This window comes from uncultured Actinomyces sp. (assembly GCA_900541895.1).
Taxonomy (GTDB): domain Bacteria; phylum Actinomycetota; class Actinomycetes; order Actinomycetales; family Actinomycetaceae; genus Pauljensenia.
On sequence record UWSI01000037.1, the window covers coordinates 1 to 16,957 of the forward strand.

At 54.3% G+C, this 16,957-nt stretch carries 17 protein-coding genes and 1 pseudogene; 12 read left to right on the top strand and 6 right to left on the bottom strand.

The features are described 5' to 3' along the window. Nucleotides 1–167, top strand: a pseudogene (locus QZR18_RS07550) (HAD family hydrolase); the annotation flags it as partial. Here QZR18_RS07550 and QZR18_RS07555 read toward each other — a convergent pair. The 3 genes from QZR18_RS07555 to QZR18_RS07565 form a co-directional block, all read right to left on the bottom strand. Next, nucleotides 153–1,013 carry an RNA methyltransferase gene (locus QZR18_RS07555; protein WP_291459313.1) on the bottom strand — a complete coding sequence of 287 codons (861 nt, stop codon included), beginning with the start codon at nucleotides 1,011–1,013 and terminating at the stop codon, nucleotides 153–155. The pseudogene QZR18_RS07550 and the gene QZR18_RS07555 sit on opposite strands and share 15 nt — an antisense overlap. A 31-nt stretch (nucleotides 1,014–1,044) precedes the next feature. Next, nucleotides 1,045–1,557 (bottom strand): hypothetical protein, encoded by a 513-nt coding sequence (locus QZR18_RS07560; protein ID WP_291459314.1) that lies wholly within the window; start codon nucleotides 1,555–1,557, stop codon nucleotides 1,045–1,047. 169 nt (nucleotides 1,558–1,726) lie between these two features. Further along, complete coding sequence (locus tag QZR18_RS07565; RefSeq protein ID WP_295910839.1) at nucleotides 1,727–2,344, bottom strand: DUF3043 domain-containing protein; 618 nt, start codon at nucleotides 2,342–2,344, stop codon at nucleotides 1,727–1,729. 100 nt (nucleotides 2,345–2,444) lie between these two features. On the opposite strand from QZR18_RS07565, the gene QZR18_RS07570 reads away from it, so the two are divergent. The 5 genes from QZR18_RS07570 to QZR18_RS07590 all read left to right on the top strand — a co-directional run bounded on the left by QZR18_RS07570 (nucleotide 2,445) and on the right by QZR18_RS07590 (nucleotide 6,707). After that, nucleotides 2,445–3,797, top strand: coding sequence for a dipeptidase (locus QZR18_RS07570; RefSeq protein ID WP_295910841.1), 1,353 nt, complete (start codon nucleotides 2,445–2,447; stop codon nucleotides 3,795–3,797). A gap of 54 nt (nucleotides 3,798–3,851) precedes the next feature. Then, nucleotides 3,852–4,754 carry a glycerate kinase gene (locus QZR18_RS07575; protein ID WP_295910843.1) on the top strand — a complete coding sequence of 301 codons (903 nt, stop codon included), beginning with the start codon at nucleotides 3,852–3,854 and terminating at the stop codon, nucleotides 4,752–4,754. Between the two features lie 90 nt (nucleotides 4,755–4,844). Continuing rightward, nucleotides 4,845–5,198 (top strand): iron-sulfur cluster insertion protein ErpA, encoded by a 354-nt coding sequence (erpA, locus tag QZR18_RS07580; RefSeq protein ID WP_009409320.1) that lies wholly within the window; start codon nucleotides 4,845–4,847, stop codon nucleotides 5,196–5,198. A gap of 10 nt (nucleotides 5,199–5,208) precedes the next feature. Further along, nucleotides 5,209–6,180 (top strand): FKBP-type peptidyl-prolyl cis-trans isomerase, encoded by a 972-nt coding sequence (locus QZR18_RS07585; RefSeq protein WP_295910846.1) that lies wholly within the window; start codon nucleotides 5,209–5,211, stop codon nucleotides 6,178–6,180. Between the two features lie 131 nt (nucleotides 6,181–6,311). Then, a complete protein-coding gene (locus QZR18_RS07590; RefSeq protein WP_291459320.1) occupies nucleotides 6,312–6,707 on the top strand; it encodes a hypothetical protein in 396 nt (131 codons plus the stop codon). Nucleotides 6,708–6,749: 42 nt separating this feature from the next. Here the strand turns inward: QZR18_RS07590 and QZR18_RS07595 are convergent, their stop codons facing one another. Further along, nucleotides 6,750–7,391, bottom strand: a complete 642-nt coding sequence (locus QZR18_RS07595) for a PolC-type DNA polymerase III (RefSeq protein WP_295910847.1) — start codon at nucleotides 7,389–7,391, stop codon at nucleotides 6,750–6,752. Nucleotides 7,392–7,428: 37 nt separating this feature from the next. Here QZR18_RS07595 and QZR18_RS07600 point away from each other — a divergent pair, with 37 nt between their 5' ends. The 3 genes from QZR18_RS07600 (at nucleotide 7,429) to QZR18_RS07610 (ending at nucleotide 11,003) form a co-directional block, all read left to right on the top strand. Next, a complete protein-coding gene (locus QZR18_RS07600; RefSeq protein WP_178706887.1) occupies nucleotides 7,429–8,253 on the top strand; it encodes a 1-acyl-sn-glycerol-3-phosphate acyltransferase in 825 nt (274 codons plus the stop codon). Between the two features lie 117 nt (nucleotides 8,254–8,370). Continuing rightward, entirely contained in the window at nucleotides 8,371–9,585 is a 1,215-nt protein-coding gene (locus QZR18_RS07605; protein ID WP_178706884.1) for a pyrophosphate--fructose-6-phosphate 1-phosphotransferase, read from the top strand. Between the two features lie 2 nt (nucleotides 9,586–9,587). Continuing rightward, nucleotides 9,588–11,003 (top strand): class II 3-deoxy-7-phosphoheptulonate synthase, encoded by a 1,416-nt coding sequence (locus tag QZR18_RS07610; protein ID WP_295910849.1) that lies wholly within the window; start codon nucleotides 9,588–9,590, stop codon nucleotides 11,001–11,003. Between the two features lie 130 nt (nucleotides 11,004–11,133). On the opposite strand, the gene pknB is transcribed toward QZR18_RS07610, so the two are convergent. Further along, nucleotides 11,134–13,116: a Stk1 family PASTA domain-containing Ser/Thr kinase gene (pknB, locus tag QZR18_RS07615; RefSeq protein WP_178706877.1), complete on the bottom strand. Its 1,983-nt coding sequence runs from the start codon at nucleotides 13,114–13,116 to the stop codon at nucleotides 11,134–11,136. Nucleotides 13,117–13,212: 96 nt separating this feature from the next. Here pknB and QZR18_RS07620 point away from each other — a divergent pair, with 96 nt between their 5' ends. After that, nucleotides 13,213–13,563, top strand: coding sequence for an Rv2175c family DNA-binding protein (locus QZR18_RS07620; RefSeq protein ID WP_178706874.1), 351 nt, complete (start codon nucleotides 13,213–13,215; stop codon nucleotides 13,561–13,563). A gap of 54 nt (nucleotides 13,564–13,617) precedes the next feature. Here QZR18_RS07620 and QZR18_RS07625 read toward each other — a convergent pair whose 3' ends face one another. After that, the gene (locus QZR18_RS07625; protein WP_178706871.1) at nucleotides 13,618–14,709 is read right to left on the bottom strand and encodes a polyprenyl synthetase family protein; all 1,092 of its coding nucleotides are present in this window, start codon (nucleotides 14,707–14,709) and stop codon (nucleotides 13,618–13,620) included. Nucleotides 14,710–14,783: 74 nt separating this feature from the next. Between QZR18_RS07625 and QZR18_RS07630 the strand changes: the two genes are divergently transcribed. Both QZR18_RS07630 and QZR18_RS07635 read left to right on the top strand, forming a co-directional pair. Then, nucleotides 14,784–15,185 carry a universal stress protein gene (locus QZR18_RS07630; protein WP_178706868.1) on the top strand — a complete coding sequence of 134 codons (402 nt, stop codon included), beginning with the start codon at nucleotides 14,784–14,786 and terminating at the stop codon, nucleotides 15,183–15,185. 108 nt (nucleotides 15,186–15,293) lie between these two features. Continuing rightward, entirely contained in the window at nucleotides 15,294–16,925 is a 1,632-nt protein-coding gene (locus QZR18_RS07635; protein WP_178706865.1) for an RNA polymerase sigma factor, read from the top strand. The last annotated feature ends 32 nt before the right edge of the window (nucleotides 16,926–16,957 follow it).

Sequence of the window (16,957 nt, forward strand, 5' to 3'; positions counted from 1 at the left end):
TCACTGGAATCGCACCAGAAGACATGCTCTTCATTGGGGATCGGCTAGACGAGGCCGGCAACGATTATCCAGTGAAGGTTGCAGGATACCCGACCCTCGCTGTGAGTGGTTGGGAAGAATGCGTTGGTGTGATCGCGGATATTGTGAAGGAATTACGCGCGAGGTAGTCGCGTTGCCCACAGGGCAACCGCACTTGCTGCAGCAACATTGAGCGAATCAACACCGCCCATCATCGGGATACGAACGACGTAATCGGTGCGTGACAGGGTGCTCTTCCTCAGGCCATCGCCCTCCGTTCCCATGACCAAGGCAATGCGTGAATCTTTATCTGTCATCACGGGCATCGTTACGAACTCATCAAGGCTAACGGAATCATGACTGAGAGCCAGAGCTGCCAGAGAAAATCCTGCAGCGTGCAGGTCATCGTTTGCCGGCCAGTCGTCCAATCTGGTCCACGGGACTTGGAAGACCGTTCCCATTGAGACACGAACGGAGCGCCGATAGAGAGGGTCTGCACATTCTGGAGTGACAAGAACTGCATCCGCACCGAGTGCGGCAGCGCTTCTAAAGGCGGCACCCACATTCGTATGGTCGACCAGATTTTCAAGGATCAGAATACGCTTTGGTCCTTCTCCTAAAGAGGAGAGAAGATCTGCCACCGAAGGTAGAACAGGGCGTTGCATGGAAGCGAGTGCGCCACGGTGAAGATGGAAGCCGGTGATGCTCTCCAGAATCGGTTCAGGAGCAATGAAGACAGGTACCTCGCCGCCGTCCGTGGCTCCTAGGAAGCGCTCGAGGAGTGGTTCGAGGTCAGGGAGCCACCGCGGAGCCATGATGAGCGAGCGTGGGTGATGTCCGGCCTCGAGAGCACGGATGATGACATTCGTTGACTCTGCCATGTATAGGCCGCGTTCGACTTCCAGACTCTTACGAAGATGAACATCGGTCATTGAGGTGTAGTCGGCTAGGCGTGGATCCTCGTCGAGCGAGGCGGATGTCAGATGAATGAGCATTCCTTTATTGTGCCACTGACGCGTTGTGCGCTCAGTCCCACCAAAGCCACCAGCCGGGGCCGTGAGTCTCATCCATACACGCAATCGGTTCGCATTCGTCCGGCCTGCAATAGCCGTCGAATCCCAGTTGCTCCTGAAGGCGTTCCCACACACCGTCTTCATGGATGAGCGCCCACGGGCTTTCGCGGTAGTTCAGTGCTGATGCGTCTTCAATGAAGAGTGAATCGATGCTCATCCTCTCATCCCATCGCGGTGCAAGAACGAGGTAACCACCCAAAGAAACGCGCGGATTACGAAGCGCCGCGGTAAAAAAGAGGTCCAGCGGGGGTGCGTTATTCTGCCGATCCTGCAGGTTATCCGGAGGAAGAAGGGGACGGATCTTTTCGATTCGCGAGCTGTCTAAACCAGAGAATCTGAAGAAATCAGAAGTGACCTGAGTATCTGTGAGCGACCGGAGAATTTTAACTAGTCCGCAGTTTTCAACCCATCCAGTTTCTCCGTAGAGCGGAGGAATACTTTCAAGGGCCGAAGAGTGATGCGCCATGATTGTTCCTTTCATAAGCTTTTTGCATCACGAGTCTCCCTCTGCGCTGAAGTTGTAGTGGGGCCCCTCAAGAAATCTGTGGAAAACGCCGAATAGATGGCTACCCTGTGGATAAAAAAAGAGGGGTGCAGGCGAATAACCTTTACCCCTCCAAAATGAGATCGCGGGACTATCTCTTTGGGAACTGTCCGCGCTCGACCTGCGGACGAGGTGAACGCCACGGACGCAGCATGATTGCGCGCGAAAATGCGTAGAACCACATGCGGCGAGGCATGGACTCGCGCGGGTAAACCTCGCGGACCTGACGCTTGATGCGCCGCCATACAATGCTGGTTTCGACTATCGCAACGAAGAACAGGCCGTACATAATCAGCATGACAATAAAGAGCGCGCGCTGACCGGCAGCTGAGGTGGAGGCGAAGAAAGACACGCCGAAGAAAACGACGAAAAACAGAATCATCACTGGGAAGACGAACTCTGAGAGGGACCAGCGAGCATCGAGCCAGTCGCGAGTAAAGCGCTTCACCTTGCCCTTGTCGCGTAGCGGCATATGGCGCTCGTCTCCGGTGATCAGCGCTTCTTGCTGGAGGCGGTCTTGTTCAAGACGCATCGCGCGAGCGCTCTCACGTGCGGCTTTCTTGGCAGCCTTACGATCCGCAACAATCAAGGAATGATCATTGCGTGCTTGGGCTTGCTTACGCGAAGGCGTCGGACCGCTCTTCGAACGATCGTTCGCAGTCTGAGGCTGAGGAGTTTCTTCGGGTTCTGACTTCTTTGAGCTCAACACGTCTCTAAGGGTAATAGATCGATAGTGCGATCGGCACATTCTTGTCCGCTAAGAATGGAATCATGCGAGCAGAAACTTGTAGAAGAGATACTCTTGCCTTATGAATATCGATGAACTTCGTGAGCGCCTTGACGCTCTTTTCCCGCAATTGGTTGATGAGCTTTCTCAGCTTGTGGCCATTCCCTCCGTCTCTTCGGATCCGGCTCACGCTGCGGATGTTGACCGTTCCGCTGAGCATATTCGTTCGCGTTTTGAGGCCCTTGGCCTAGACGCTCAGATTCACTCAGTGACGACTCCTGAAGGAGTTCAAGGCAAGCCGGCAATCCTTGCTCGTTCCCCTCATATTGAGGGTGCACCGACGGTCCTTCTTTATGCTCACCACGATGTCCAGCCAACTGGAGATGTCGCACGTTGGCACTCAGACCCCTGGACAACCGTTGTTAAGGGTGATCGCATCTATGGACGCGGAACTTCTGACGATGGTGCGGGTGTCATTGTTCACCTCGGGTCTTTGAGCCTCCTTGGTAAGGATCTAGGTGCGAACGTTGTTGTCTACATCGAAGGCGAAGAAGAAATCGGCTCGCCCTCTTTTACTCACTTCCTTGAGACCTACCGTGACCAGCTCGAAGCCGATGTCATTATCGTGACTGACTCGGATAACTGGAAGCCGGGGGAGCCTGCGCTTACGACAAGCTTGCGCGGCAACTGCGCTTTCACAGTTGATCTCACCGTCGCCGACCACGCTGTTCACTCAGGAATGTTTGGCGGCCCGATGATCGACGCTCCCAGCTGCGCTGCTCTTTTGATTGCCTCGCTTTACGATCAAGATGGCAACATCGTCGTTGAAGGTTTGGGTGGAGATGACCGCGCAGAGGTTGATTGGCCCGAAGACGAGTTCCGCGCGGCAAGCGGAATGCTTGATGAGGTTCGACTTGCTGGCAGCGGAGATCTTGCGGCCCGTACCTGGACGAAGCCCTCCGTATCACTGATTGGCTTTGATACGACCAGCGTTGCGAATTCATCGAATACGATCATTCCCCACGTTCGTTTCCGTCTGTCGATGCGCACGGTTCCCGGTGTTGACCCGCGTCAAGCAATGGATGCGATTGAGAAGCATCTTCGTGAGCACGTGCCCTTCGGTGCACGTATCGAGTTTTCTGATGTCGACCTAGGGCCCGGATACCTTGCTGATGTCGATTCCCCAGTCTCACACGTGGTCAAGCAGGCGCTTACTGACGCATGGGGTGTTCAAGCAGTCAATATCGGTGTCGGCGGTTCTATTCCGTTCATTTCCGAGTTCCAAGAGACCTTCCCTCACGCACAGGTCGTCGTCACCGGCGTTGAAGATCCGCTGACGAATGCTCACTCTGAGGACGAGTCTCAGTCACTTCCCGATCTGAAGAACGCTGTCCTAGCAGAGGCGTTGGTCTTGTCTCGCCTGGCTGAGAAGTAAGTGGGACGCGCGTTTATTACGGGGCATTGGGGGCAGGAAAATGATCCTGCCCCCGTGCTTCGTGCACTTGCTCAGAGCTTCTCGGCAGGTGCGCCTTCGTGGGAAGTTTCCTTTTTACCCTTTGGACCCGGTCAGGCCTTTGCCGAGGCCATGGAGGACGATCAACGTTTTTGTGTCCTTAGCGTGGGGGATGGGGACTGCCTTCACGAGGCCGGGCAGCGCTTTCGTGAGGTGCTTGCAGAAGGGAAAGTCCCCGTCCTTGAGGGTGGTCACCTCACAGCAACTGATGGTGGGGTGAGCTTTCTTGAAGGTATTTCCGGAGCGAAGCGAAGGGCGAAGGAATCGCTCGAGGCATGGTTTGCGCGCGCAATTGAGCACGCACAAAACGCTGTATCGGGTCAGGAGTTTTATGCCGCCTACTCGACGTCACGCCCGCTCTTTGGCCCATCCTCGACATTGGCTCTCGAACCAGACCTTAGTCTTCGAGTCAGCGGAGATACAGCCTTCGATCGACGATGGGCGGAGCTGCTTCACAAAACTATGCGCCCGCAACTTGCAGTCAGTGGGCAATCGGCCTCGGTAGTGGAACCCGGAAGGCTTCCCGGTTCGGGGGCTAGTGGGGGTGCTGCAGCGATTGTTGGGCTTCTCGGTGGCCGTTTGGTCTCCGATGGTGACTTCTTACTCCACCACACCGACTGCGAAAGCTCAATTGAGGCATCTGACCTTGTGATCATTTGTGAACCAGAGCTACATTCACCGGCTTTGGCTGAATCTAGCCTTGATCTATTAACTGAAATCGCGTCGAGATCAGCTATACCCGTTCTTGCTATTGGCGCGCATTCCACTCTATCGGCACATGAGCGGGCCCAGTGGGGGATTCATGGGATTCTCGTTGATGAAACTGGAAACCTTGATGCTCTGGGATACCGCGCTGCTCGTACGTGGGCTAGGCAGTGACAATTCGCTCTCAGCTTTGAAGATGGCGCTCGTGCCTGAGTAGCCTTAGGCTAGAGGTTATTCCTATAAGAAAAGAATTAAAGGAGCAGCATGTCTGAGAACACGACTGAGACTGCAACCCACGACGTCATCCTGACTGATGTCGCAGCACAGAAGGTCAAGAGCCTTCTTGAGCAGGAAGGCCGCGACGATCTCCGTCTGCGTGTCGCCGTTCAGCCCGGAGGCTGCTCTGGCCTGATTTACCAGCTCTACTTCGACGATCGTTTGCTCGATGGCGACGCTGTCCGTGATTTCGATGGTGTTGAGGTTGTTGTTGACCGTATGAGTGTTCCCTATCTTGCAGGCGCAACCATCGACTTCTCTGACACCATTGAACGCCAGGGATTCACGATCGATAACCCCAATGCGCAGAACACTTGTGCATGCGGTGAGTCTTTCGCCTGATCGGAGAATTGTGAAGAAGCTACCTGCTATTGGTGCCATCCTACTGACCTGCTCTCTTGCCCTTGGTGCCTGCTCAGGCCAGTCAAAGGACTCTCAATCGGCATCACCTTCGGCCTCGGCAAGCGCAACTCAGTCGGCTTCAAGTTCTGAAGAGACACCTCAGGTTGATCGAAGCGGCCAGGGTAATTTCCCGGAGGTAAGCGGTGATTTCGGGCAGAAGCCCGAAATTAAAGCCGGATCGGGCAGTGTGGGTGACGCGATTTTGGTAAAAACCCTCCACAAGGGTGATGGCGCAACCGTCGGCCTCGATGATATTGTTCAGGTCAACTACGCAGGTGCGCTCTTCAGCGATGCCAAGGTTTTTGATTCTTCTTTCCAAGATGGTCGCACCCCTATCGCTTTCAGCCTCAACCAGGTGATTAAGGGATGGAAGTACGGTCTGGCGGACGCTCATGTTGGCGATCGTGTTGAACTCGTCATCCCATCAAAGTGGGGTTACGGCGCTCAAGGTTCGGGTTCTTCAATTCCCGCAAATGCTGACCTCGTCTTCGTCGTCGATATTTTGGGAACTGTTAACCCGAACGATACCTCTCAGCTGACAAGCGCAACGCCGACCGGAAATGAACTTCCAGCGGGCATTACTGTTAGTGGTGATCTCGGTAGCCAGCCCACGGTCACTTGGGGACAGAGCGCGCCCACACAGGCCTCCAAGGTCGTCATCGCTGAGGGACACGGTGACAAGGTTGCTGTTGGCTCGACAATTATTTATCAGGGTGTCGGAACCGTTTTTGGTAACGATGCTCTAACACAGTCGACATGGGGACAACAAGGTGCCCAGGTTGTCAGCGTGAAGGACGGTAATCAGCTTATCGGCTTCACCGCGGGCTCGCGGGTACTCCTCGTATCTGCTAGCAATGGGGCTCAAGGGCAGTCTCCGCAAGCGATTGTCGTTGACATTCTTGCTGTTATCCCTGAAAAGTAGTTTGTTCATCTGAACTACTGCGGTAGAGCAAACAACACGTGTGGGGAGCTGGAGTTCCAGCTCCCCACACGTGTATGAAAAAGCGGTTAGAATACCCAGAGTAACGATCTCTTAACGTTGAGGAGCGCATCGTGAGTGAAACACCCGTGAAAGTTCTGGTCTTCAGTGATAACTCGTCCACTCGCCAGGCAGTGATCACAGGTGTCGGTTTCAAAGCATCGAAAGATACGGCTCCTATTGAATGGCTTCAAGCCGCCACGAAGTTCGGTGTCCTTGAGCTCGTGGACAATAACTCGGATATTGCAGCCCTTGTTCTTGACGGAGAAACTCAAAAGGAAGGTGGCATGTCGGTCGCGAAGGAGCTCGCCGGTACCCGCCAGGATGTTCCTCCAGTCCTGATGCTCACCGCTCGTCCCCAAGATGACTGGCTGGCAACATGGGCAGGTGCAAGCCGTATTGTCAGCGCACCATTTGACTCACAGGAGCTTCAAGAAGCCCTCGCGGAGCTTCTGCGTCAGCGTCGCTGAAACTCGTCCTTTTCAACGTAAAGTACGCGCGGCCTCGGGAAATTATGAGGACAAAGGGTACGCAGGCGAGCAGTAAGCAAGGGGATCTTTTCCAAGACTTTCTGCGCATTCACACAACTTATAGAACAACATGCCCGTGGCCAGGGCATCGTCCAGTGCGCGATGCTGGCCGCCACCTAATTTAAAGTGTTCACGCAGCGTCGTGAGCTTGTGGTTGGGTACCTCAATTGGAAGTAAGGCACGAGCCATTGACAGTGTGTCAATAGGCTGAAAATGGGGGAGTCGGATACCGCTGGTCCGTTGAGCTCGCTCAAGGAACCCCCAATCGAAGGCGACATTGTGTGCGATAAGGCCTGAAATTTTTTTCTGATCGCATAGATGCTCTGCCCACTGGCAAAAATGCGAAAAAACAGTGTGAAGATCCGGGGCGTGGGCAAGTGTTTCATCGTTAAGTCCCGTCAAAGCAGTAATGAATGAAGGCAACGGACTACCGGGGTTGATGAGGGCTGAAAAACTATCGACAAGCTCGCGGTTTTCGTAGACTGCTGCCCCGATTTCAATGATGGTATCGCGGGAGCTAAGTCCAGTTGTTTCTAGATCTACTACCAGCCATTGAGCGTGGTCCCAAGCTGGGATCATTGCGGTTTTTCGCCGATCGGGCTGTACAGTAGAACCATTGGTCATAACCACGATGCTAGCGGTTGATCCGGGTGGAGGAAACATGGGTCTGTATCAAGCACTGAAGCTGACGGGCACTCCGATTCTTAAGGCTGCGTATCGTCCGTGGATCCGCGGGAAAGAAAACATCCCTAAGAGCGGTCCGGCGATCCTCGCTTCTAACCACAACGCTGTCTGGGACTCTGTTTTTCTACCCATGATGATTGACCGTGAGGTTGTGTTCATGGGTAAAGCCGATTACTTCACGGGTACCGGCCTTAAGGGGTGGGCAACGAAGGAATTCATGCGTGCTGTTGGCACTATTCCCGTTGATCGCAGTGGCGGCCGCGCATCTGAAGCCGCGTTGAAGGCTGGACTCAAGCGCCTCAGTGAAGGTGAACTTTTTGGAATCTACCCCGAGGGCACGCGTAGTCCCGATGGGCGCTTATATCGTGGGAAGACAGGTGTCGCGCGTCTAGCGCTTTTATCCGGTGCTCCTGTCATTCCTGTGGCGATGATCGGCACGCATGCGGCTCAGCCAATCGGACAGAAAATTCCTTCGAGAACCAATATCGGTATGGTCATCGGAGAGCCCTTGGATTTCAGCCGATACAAGGGGCTGGATAAAGACCGCTACGTTCTTCGCGCGATCACCGATGAGATTATGTACAACCTGATGCTCCTCTCTGGTCAGGAATATGTCGATCTCTATGCCGCTGATGTCAAAGCGCAGCTTGCTGAGCAAGGCGCTTTTGACGGCCCGGTACCCTCGAACGGGAAGAGCGCGCCCGGTGGGCGTGAGGCCCCTGAGGTTCAGGTTCTGACCGCGCCCGAAGAAGACCTTGAACAGATCCCTGAACTAACAGACGAGTCTGGGGATGAAGACTGATAGCGACCGCCGTGTCCCAGAACAAGGTCCGGGGCGGCGAAGAAACTACACTCTCGATAAGATAAGTATCTGGCGCGCTTCTCTTGCTGCGCGTGAAGAAAACTGAAAGGTTGACTCATGACGGTTCGTCGTGTTGCTCTCTTGACCGCTGGTGGCTTTGCCCCCTGTCTTTCGGCTGCTGTTGGTGATCTCATCGAGCGCTACACCCAGGTTGCTCCCGAGGTAGAAATCATCCTTTACCAGTACGGCTACCACGGCCTTCTGACCGGTAACTATGTTGTCGTCGACGAAGAAGGACGCCGCAACGCAGGTATTCTTCGCGAGTTTGGTGGTTCACCCATTGGTAATTCTCGCGTCAAGCTGACCAATGCAAAGAACCTTGTCGACCGAGGCTTGGTTGAAGAAGGCGTCGATCCGCTTGCATTTGCTGCCGAGCAGCTCCGCAAGGACGGCGTTGATGTTCTGCACACCATCGGTGGTGACGACACAAACACGACCGCAGCAGATCTCGCTGCCTACCTGCACGAGCACAACTACGAACTGACCGTGGTTGGCCTTCCTAAGACCATTGATAATGACGTTGTTCCGATTCGCCAGTCGCTGGGCGCATGGACCGCGGCGGACGAAGGTGCACGTTTCGCATTCAACGTCATCGGCGAACACCGTTCTAACCCCCGTATGCTCATTGTTCACGAGTGCATGGGGCGTAACTGCGGCTACCTCACGGCAGAGACCGCTCGTCGCTACCATGAGCTGCTCGATAGCAAGAACTGGGCGCCGTCCTTGGGCTTGACCCGTGAGCGTTGGGATGTTCACGGCGTTTACGTTCCCGAGGCTGCTCTTGACATTGCCGGTGAGGCGCAACGTCTGAAGGCAATCATGGATGAGCAGGGCAACGTCAACATCTTCCTTTCAGAAGGTGCGGGCCTCCCCGAAATCATTGCCGAGATGGAAGCCAATGGTGAAGAGGTCCAGCGTGATCCCTTCGGACACGTCAAGCTCGACACCATCAACCCCGGCCAGTGGTTCGCGCGCAAGTTTGCAGCGCTTATTGGTGCAGAAAAGGTGATGGTTCAGAAGTCCGGTTACTACTCACGCGCGGCAGCAGCACACGAAGAAGATCTTGCACTGATCAAGCAGATGTGTGATCTTGCCGTTGAGTGCGCACTCCGCGGTGAAAGCGGTGTCATCGGTCAGGATGAAGAGAATGGCGACCAGCTTTCTGCGATTGCCTTCCCGCGCATTGCCGGTGGTAAGCCTTTCGACATCACGCAGCCGTGGTTCACTGATCTGCTCTCACAGATCGGCCAGCCTGTGTCTGCAGCGCAGTGACGATGGCTTCATCTTCTTTCCCGGGGCGCGGCGATTTTTCGCTGCGCCCCGGCGCACCTGAACTCTTTGCTCCTGCCGGTTCTGAAGAATCTGCTTCATGGGAAGCTTGGCGCTCCAAGCGTGCGCTTCAACAACCGAGCTACCCGGATCCCGAGGCACTCGATTCCGTATTGGCTGAGTTGCGTCGCCAGCCTCCCTTGGTTTTTGCTGGTGAGGTCGACGATCTGCGAACGAACCTCGCTGCCGCCTCGCGCGGTGAGGCCTTCGTCCTCACGGGCGGTGATTGCGCTGAAACTTTTGCCGAGGCGACGGCTGACCATTTGCGTCTGAAGATCCAAACTCTTCTCCAAATGGCCGTTGTCTTAACCTATGGTGCATCTTTGCCTGTGATTAAGATTGGGCGAATTGCGGGCCAGTATGCGAAGCCGCGCTCTTCAGACATGGAGACCCGTGGAGACGTCACTCTTCCTTCTTACCGTGGCGATGCTGTCAATTCGTTTGAATTCACTCCCGAGTCTCGCATTCCAGATCCCACGCGCTTGTTGGATTTGTATCATCATGCCGCATCGACGCTGAATTTGATTCGTGCCTTCACTCGAGGTGGCTATGCTGACTTGCGGCTTGTGCATCACTGGAATCGTGGTTTTACTGCTAATCCGGCTTATGCGCGTTATGAGTCTCTTGCTGAGGAGATTCACCGTGCAGTGAAGTTCCTTGAGGCAGCAGGTGTGTCGAGTGCGGCCCAGATGCGTAGCGTCGATCTCTTCTCCTCTCACGAAGCCCTGCTTCTGGATTACGAGTCCGCGATGACCCGTATCGATTCACGCACTGGGGATCCTTACAACACTTCCGGTCACTTCTTGTGGATTGGCGAACGTACTCGTGGCGTTTACGATGCACATGTTGAATTGCTTGCGCATGTGCGTAATCCCATTGGCGTCAAACTAGGACCGACGACATCAATTGATGATATGCGCCGTCTGGTTGACCGTTTGAATCCGGAGGGTGAAGAAGGGCGCCTGACCTTCATCACGCGTATGGGGGCGGATAAAATTCGCCATGCATTACCTCCTCTCTTGGAAGCGCAAGCACATGATGGGCGCCCCGTTACTTGGGTGACCGATCCGATGCATGGAAATACGATCACTTCGTCGACGGGTTACAAGACACGACGCTTCGAGACGATCATGGATGAGGTTACCGGTTTCTTTGAGGCCCATCGCGAGGCTGGAACGGTTCCCGGTGGAATCCATGTCGAACTCACAGGGGATGATGTGACGGAGGTTCTTGGCGGCTCCGAGCAGCTTGATGAGGAGGCCTTGCGTGATCGCTATGAGACGCTGGTGGATCCGCGTTTGAACCACCAGCAGTCTTTGGAGATGGCATTCCAAGTCGCGGAGTACTTAAAGAAAGAGTAGCTGAATTCGTTCGGTATACCGCTTGAATTTCTCGAAACTGATTATGGGTGAGGGGGCGAAGAACATTGGTTCTTCACCCCCTCACCCATAGGTAAAACTAGACCCTCCATACTGCCTAGCCACTAAGGGACTAGACAACCGTCAGTGTCACTGTGGTTCCTCGAGGAACGACCGTTCCAGCTGCAGGGTCAGAAGAACGCACAGTTCCAAATAGCCCACCCATGAAGCGCTCAACACGGACTTGAAGGCCGACGCGTTCGAGGGCCGCACGAGCCTGACTTTCTTGGAGTCCTTGAACAGCGGGGATCTCTACCGTTTCAGGGCCCTTGGAGACCGTGTATTGGACTTTATCTCCGCGATGAAGAGTTGTACCCGCAGCGGTTTCTTGAGAGATGACGGTTCCCTGGGCAACTGTCGATGAAAATGCCTCGGTTTCCTGTGCACTCAGTCCCATCGATTCGAGTGTTTGACGGACTTCACCGGCACTCTTGCCTTTAATATCGGGAACCGATAAGGGCTCGCGGCCCTTAGAAACGACAATATCAACCTTTGTATCGTGGCGAACCGACGCTCCCGCTGGGACAGATTGCGAGATGACCTTGCCCTTTTCGATGTCTTCGGACCAGTCTTCGCGAACATCGCCGACTGCAAGTCCTGCAGTTGTCAGGGCATTCTTCGCTGCGTCTGTTTCCATGCCGCCGAGATTTGGCGCATTACGCATGTCAACGCCCTTTGAGACGACCAAAAGAACCTCAGCACGTTTGTGAACAGCTTCGCCACTTCCCGGTGTGGAAGAGATGATATTTCCTTGAGAAACAGTGTCAGAGAAATCTTCACGTTCTTGGAAATTGAGATGCAGTGAGCGTAGATCGTTCTCAACATCAGAAACAGCGCGTCCATCAGTGACTGGCATGGTCAGGTAGGAACCCGGCCCGTATTCATGCCACCACCAAAAGCCTCCGATGACTCCAACAATCAGCAAGGAAACAATGAGAGCGAGAACTTTACCAAAACGCTTCCGGGTCCGTGCCTGTGGGGCCGCGTGGGCAATCCCGCCAGAGACATGAACGATAGCTTGCGAAGTGGCTGGGAGTCTTTGTGCCGGAAGGGGAGAAGTCAACTCGACAAGCCCCAGTGCAGTGGTTCGCTGTTCGTTGTCGTCAGTGCTGTCGATATCCGCACGCCGACTCATGAGCTCTGCGGGCAGTGAGGTGCGAGCACGCATCACCAAATCAAGAGCCTCTTGAGCATCAACGGGGCGGTCCTCGGGGTCTTTGGCTGCAAGCGATGCAACAAGATCATCAATCTCGCGAGGAATCCACGGCTCAACTTCGGAAGGAAGTGGAACAGAGTCGTTCACGTGGTGATAGGCCATTTGCATGGGATTTTCGCCCTGCCACGGAACTGAGCCCGTGAGCATTTCATAGAGCATGATCCCAACGGCATAGATGTCACTTCGCGCGTCACAGGTTCCTGTAGTCGCGATCTCTGGCGCCATGTATGCGACGGTTCCAAGCATTGAACCGGTCGTTGACATCGATACTTCTGATGCTGCACGTGCAAGACCGAAATCGGTAACGCGTACAGGGCCTTCACTGGGTACTAAAACATTTTCGGGCTTGATGTCACGGTGGATCACACCGACTCGATGCGCAGAACGCAGCGCTTCAAGAACATCCTGCGTGTACTGAAGAGACTGAGCAAGGGTGAAAGCGCCTTGTGCCTGCAACAGTGCGCGAAGGTTGGTTCCGTCGATAAGTTCCATCACGAGGAAGCCTTGCCCGTGAATTACACCCTGGTCAAAGACCGAAACAACTCCCGGTGAAACAATTCGTGCGGCTGCACGAGCCTCGCGCCTAAAACGCGCAACGAAATCAGCAGATTCTGCCAGATGCGGATGCATGACCTTGAGGGCAACTGGGCGGTCCAAACGCTCATCGTGCGCGACGTAGACGGTAGCCATACCACCGCGTGCAAGGCGAGCTTGGATCCGGTATCGCTCATCGACGAGCAAACCAATCAATGGGTCAGTAGGCACAGACAACCCCTGGCCGTCAGTGCCGTTTTCGGCGTCGCTGCGGTCCTCAGGGTCAAATTCTGTCTCAGAAGTCATCGTTAGGATTTTACTGGAGATTTCAGGTGATGTGCGCAGGAAAGCCCGCGAGCCGTGCTGGGGCGCGAATCCCTTCCCAGGCTATATCATTGTCCCATGAGTGAAGCTGTTTCCCTTCTGTCCGTTCAAGAGGTTGCGCGCAGGCTTGGTATTGAGCCTCGCCGAGTGAAGCAATTGGTGCGCGACCACATTCTCTTTACCTATACCGACGAAGCTGGGAACTCTGGGATTCCCGAAGAAATCCTGATTAAGACTGATAGCGGATACGAACCACTATTCAATCTTCCCGGGACCCTCACTTTGCTTGCTGATGGTGGTTTTAGCCCCGAAGAGGCCGCACGATGGCTTTACACCGAGCATGAAGAACTAGGGGAGACGCCAATGTCCGCTCTTCTTGGCGGTCGTCACCACCGTGTGAATCGCATTGCCTCTGTTTTAGGATTCTGATCTCTGAGGGTGAGTTCTCGCTTAGAGATATACAACTTCTCTTGGCGCGTACGCTTACTTCGAGCGCTTGATCAGCATCGCTGCGACCTCGCTTAACAGTTCGCGCTGGTCGGCATTGAATCTACTGGATTCCAACGCAAGGAAGCCCTCGGCCTCGAAAGTCGAAATGACTTCTTCATGGCGACGACGACCTCGGCGCTTGACGATCCCGCGTAGTTCCTCGAGCTCTTCTTCGCTAAGGTCGGGGTTGCCGAGGCCGTGGGCAAGCTTTTCCCGTTCGCTTGCGTTTGCTTCTTGCCACGTGAGGGCAAGGAGATAGGTCCGTTTTCCTTCGCGCAAGTCATCTCCTGCGCTCTTTCCTGTAACTCGTGGATCACCGAAGATTCCAAGGTCATCGTCACGTAGCTGGAAGGCATGTCCCCACGGGCTAAGAATCATCCGCAACGAATCGGTATCTGCTCGCGAAGCGCCCAATGCGAGAGCCCCAAGAGTTGCCGGGATGACGACCGAGTAGTTGGCGGCTTTGTGAGAGACGATTGTCAGAGCTGTCTGTGCATTAATCGCCTGCGAGTCATTAACATTCAGTGGTCGCTGTTCGGCTGCGATATCAAGGAATTGCCCAATTGCGACTTCGGCGTGCATTTGTGCATAGAGCTCCATCACGCCATCACGGTAGTGGGGGATTGCCTCGCATTGACGAATCATTGCAAGTTCAGCTGCGGAGAAAAGGAAATCCCCAGCAAGGATTGCGGAACTTATCCCGAAATCTTCACTATCGCCTCGGGATAAAGCGCAGCGGTGATGTGCAGCGAAAGCAGCATGTGCAGAGGGACGACCACGACGCGTGGGCGCATGGTCGATGATGTCATCATGAACCAGAGCACTGGCTTGGTAGAGCTCCAATGCTGCGCCAAGATCGTCTAGATCGAGCGCCTGCAGAGGTGAATGATTCGCAATACTACCGCCGACAAAAGCAAGGAATGCTCGGAAACGTTTGCCTTCCTCAAGACTGGAATGAACTACCTGGAGAAGCGGCGAGATCTGAGCGGCTGGTGCAATTGTGTCAGCAAGGTCTTTCAGGACGGCGTGCGCACGCTCCTCGATCCGTGGTGCTAAAGCCTGAAGCTGCTCGCTCAATGAAGTCATGTGACCAGTCTATAAAACAATTTCACGTCTTTAACTCCCTGCTCTTATGATGAAAATGCAATTAAGGAGGTTTCGTGGCAATCGTTTTGAGCTACTACGGGAATCGCGAGTCTGATGCCGCGCTGGATCAGGCAGTACGTCTGGCGTCCTGGATGCGGACATCACTGATGATTGTTGTTGCTTCTCACGAGTGCGGGGGTATCTTCGCGGATGAGAATTCGGCTGAGGCACATCTCTGGGAACGCTTAGACGGAACCGAGGTTTCTTTTGAAGTCATACGTTGCCGACGTGATATGTCAATGGCGGAAACCGTACTTGATTGTGCGCGCAGGATCGATGCGGATATGATCGTCATTGGCCTGAGACCTGGTGGCTCGAAGAGTACAACGATCGGCAATACAGCGACTCAGATTTTGCTTGATGCTCCCTGTCCGGTGATGACGTCGTCGTGGCGTTTTGAGGATACGAGCGCCTAGTTTCACCCCCTATTTACGCACTTTCATGCTGCGCGAGTGATAAAGGGATAGTTATAATTGTAGGCAGTCTGTCGCCGTCCAGTGGATTGGCGGCTCATTTGCCAACCCATGAAAGGGATTCGAGTGTCTCCATCTCGCGCTACCAGCGCCCGCGATACTGAAGATGAAGCCCCTGAGGTCAAGAAAGCAACGCGTACGCGCCGCTCGTCAAAGACTACATCGGTAGAAGCCCAAGCGGAAGAGGCCGAAGCGCCAAAGAAGGCTGCGAAGGCAAAGAAGACCAAGAAGACCGCATCTACCGCAACCGATTCTGCCGCTGCAACGGAAAAGAAGGCACCCGCTAAAAAGCGGGCGACCAAGAAGGCTACTGCTTCAAAGAGCGCGAAGAACGAGGACGCGGCTGAAGTAGAACCCGAAAAGAAACCGCGGACAACGCGTAAGAAGGCAAAGAAGACTGAAGAAGGCGCATCTGCTGAGGAAGCCGCCGCAAAGCCCGCGAAGCGGACGCGTAAGAAGAAGGCTGAAAAGGTCGAAGAGGCTCCCCAAGATTCTCAGTCTGAAGAGGCAGAGGATCTCGAAGACGACATCGTCGAGGAAGCCCAACTTGAAGATGTTGAAGATATCGATGCCGATGTCGACGACATTGAGGTAGATGCCGATGATGCGGATGAAGATGACTCAGAGGACAAGGACTCTGATGACGATGCTTCGTCACAGGATCAGGATTCAAAGCCTCAGGCAGTAGCAGCTGTCCGTTCAAAGGGTGGTTTCGTGGTCTCTGATTCTGATGAGACCGATGAGCCAGTTCAACAGGTTACTGTCGCAGGTGCAACGGCTGATCCGGTTAAGGACTATCTCAAGCAAATCGGTAAGGTCTCGCTTCTTAACGCAGAACAAGAAGTTGACCTCGCCCGTCGAATTGAAGCTGGTCTGTATGCCGAAGAATTGCTGAAGACCACCTCCAATGATTTGACTTCTCGCCAGCGGCGCGAGCTTCATATTCTTGCCCAAGATGGACAGCAGGCGAAGAATCACCTTCTCGAGGCGAATCTCCGTCTTGTTGTCTCGCTGGCAAAGCGCTACACCGGACGTGGAATGCAATTCTTGGATTTGATTCAGGAAGGCAACCTTGGCCTTATTCGTGCGGTTGAAAAGTTCGACTACACGAAGGGCTACAAGTTCTCGACGTACGCAACCTGGTGGATTCGTCAGGCGATTACGCGTGCGATGGCAGACCAAGCGCGTACTATTCGTATCCCCGTCCACATGGTCGAAGTGATTAATAAGCTTGCTCGCGTCCAGCGTCAAATGCTTCAAGATCTCGGTCGTGAACCCACTCCTGAAGAACTTGCTAAAGAACTGGACATGACTCCTGAAAAGGTTGTCGAGGTCCAAAAGTACGGACGTGAGCCGATTTCTCTACATACTCCTCTTGGCGAGGATGGCGATAGCGAGTTCGGAGATCTGATCGAGGATTCTGAAGCTATTGTTCCTGCAGATGCCGTGTCTTTCACCCTGCTTCAAGAGCAGTTGCACCGAGTTCTCGACACTCTCTCTGAACGCGAAGCAGGAGTCGTTTCGATGCGGTTCGGTCTTGGAGATGGCCAGCCTAAAACTCTTGATGAAATTGGCAAGGTCTACGGAGTGACGCGCGAACGTATCCGTCAGATTGAATCCAAGACGATGTCGAAGCTTCGTCATCCCTCTCGTTCGCAAGTCCTGCGTGACTATCTTGACTAAGAACTAGATACATGTGGGTGTGGGCCGGAAAC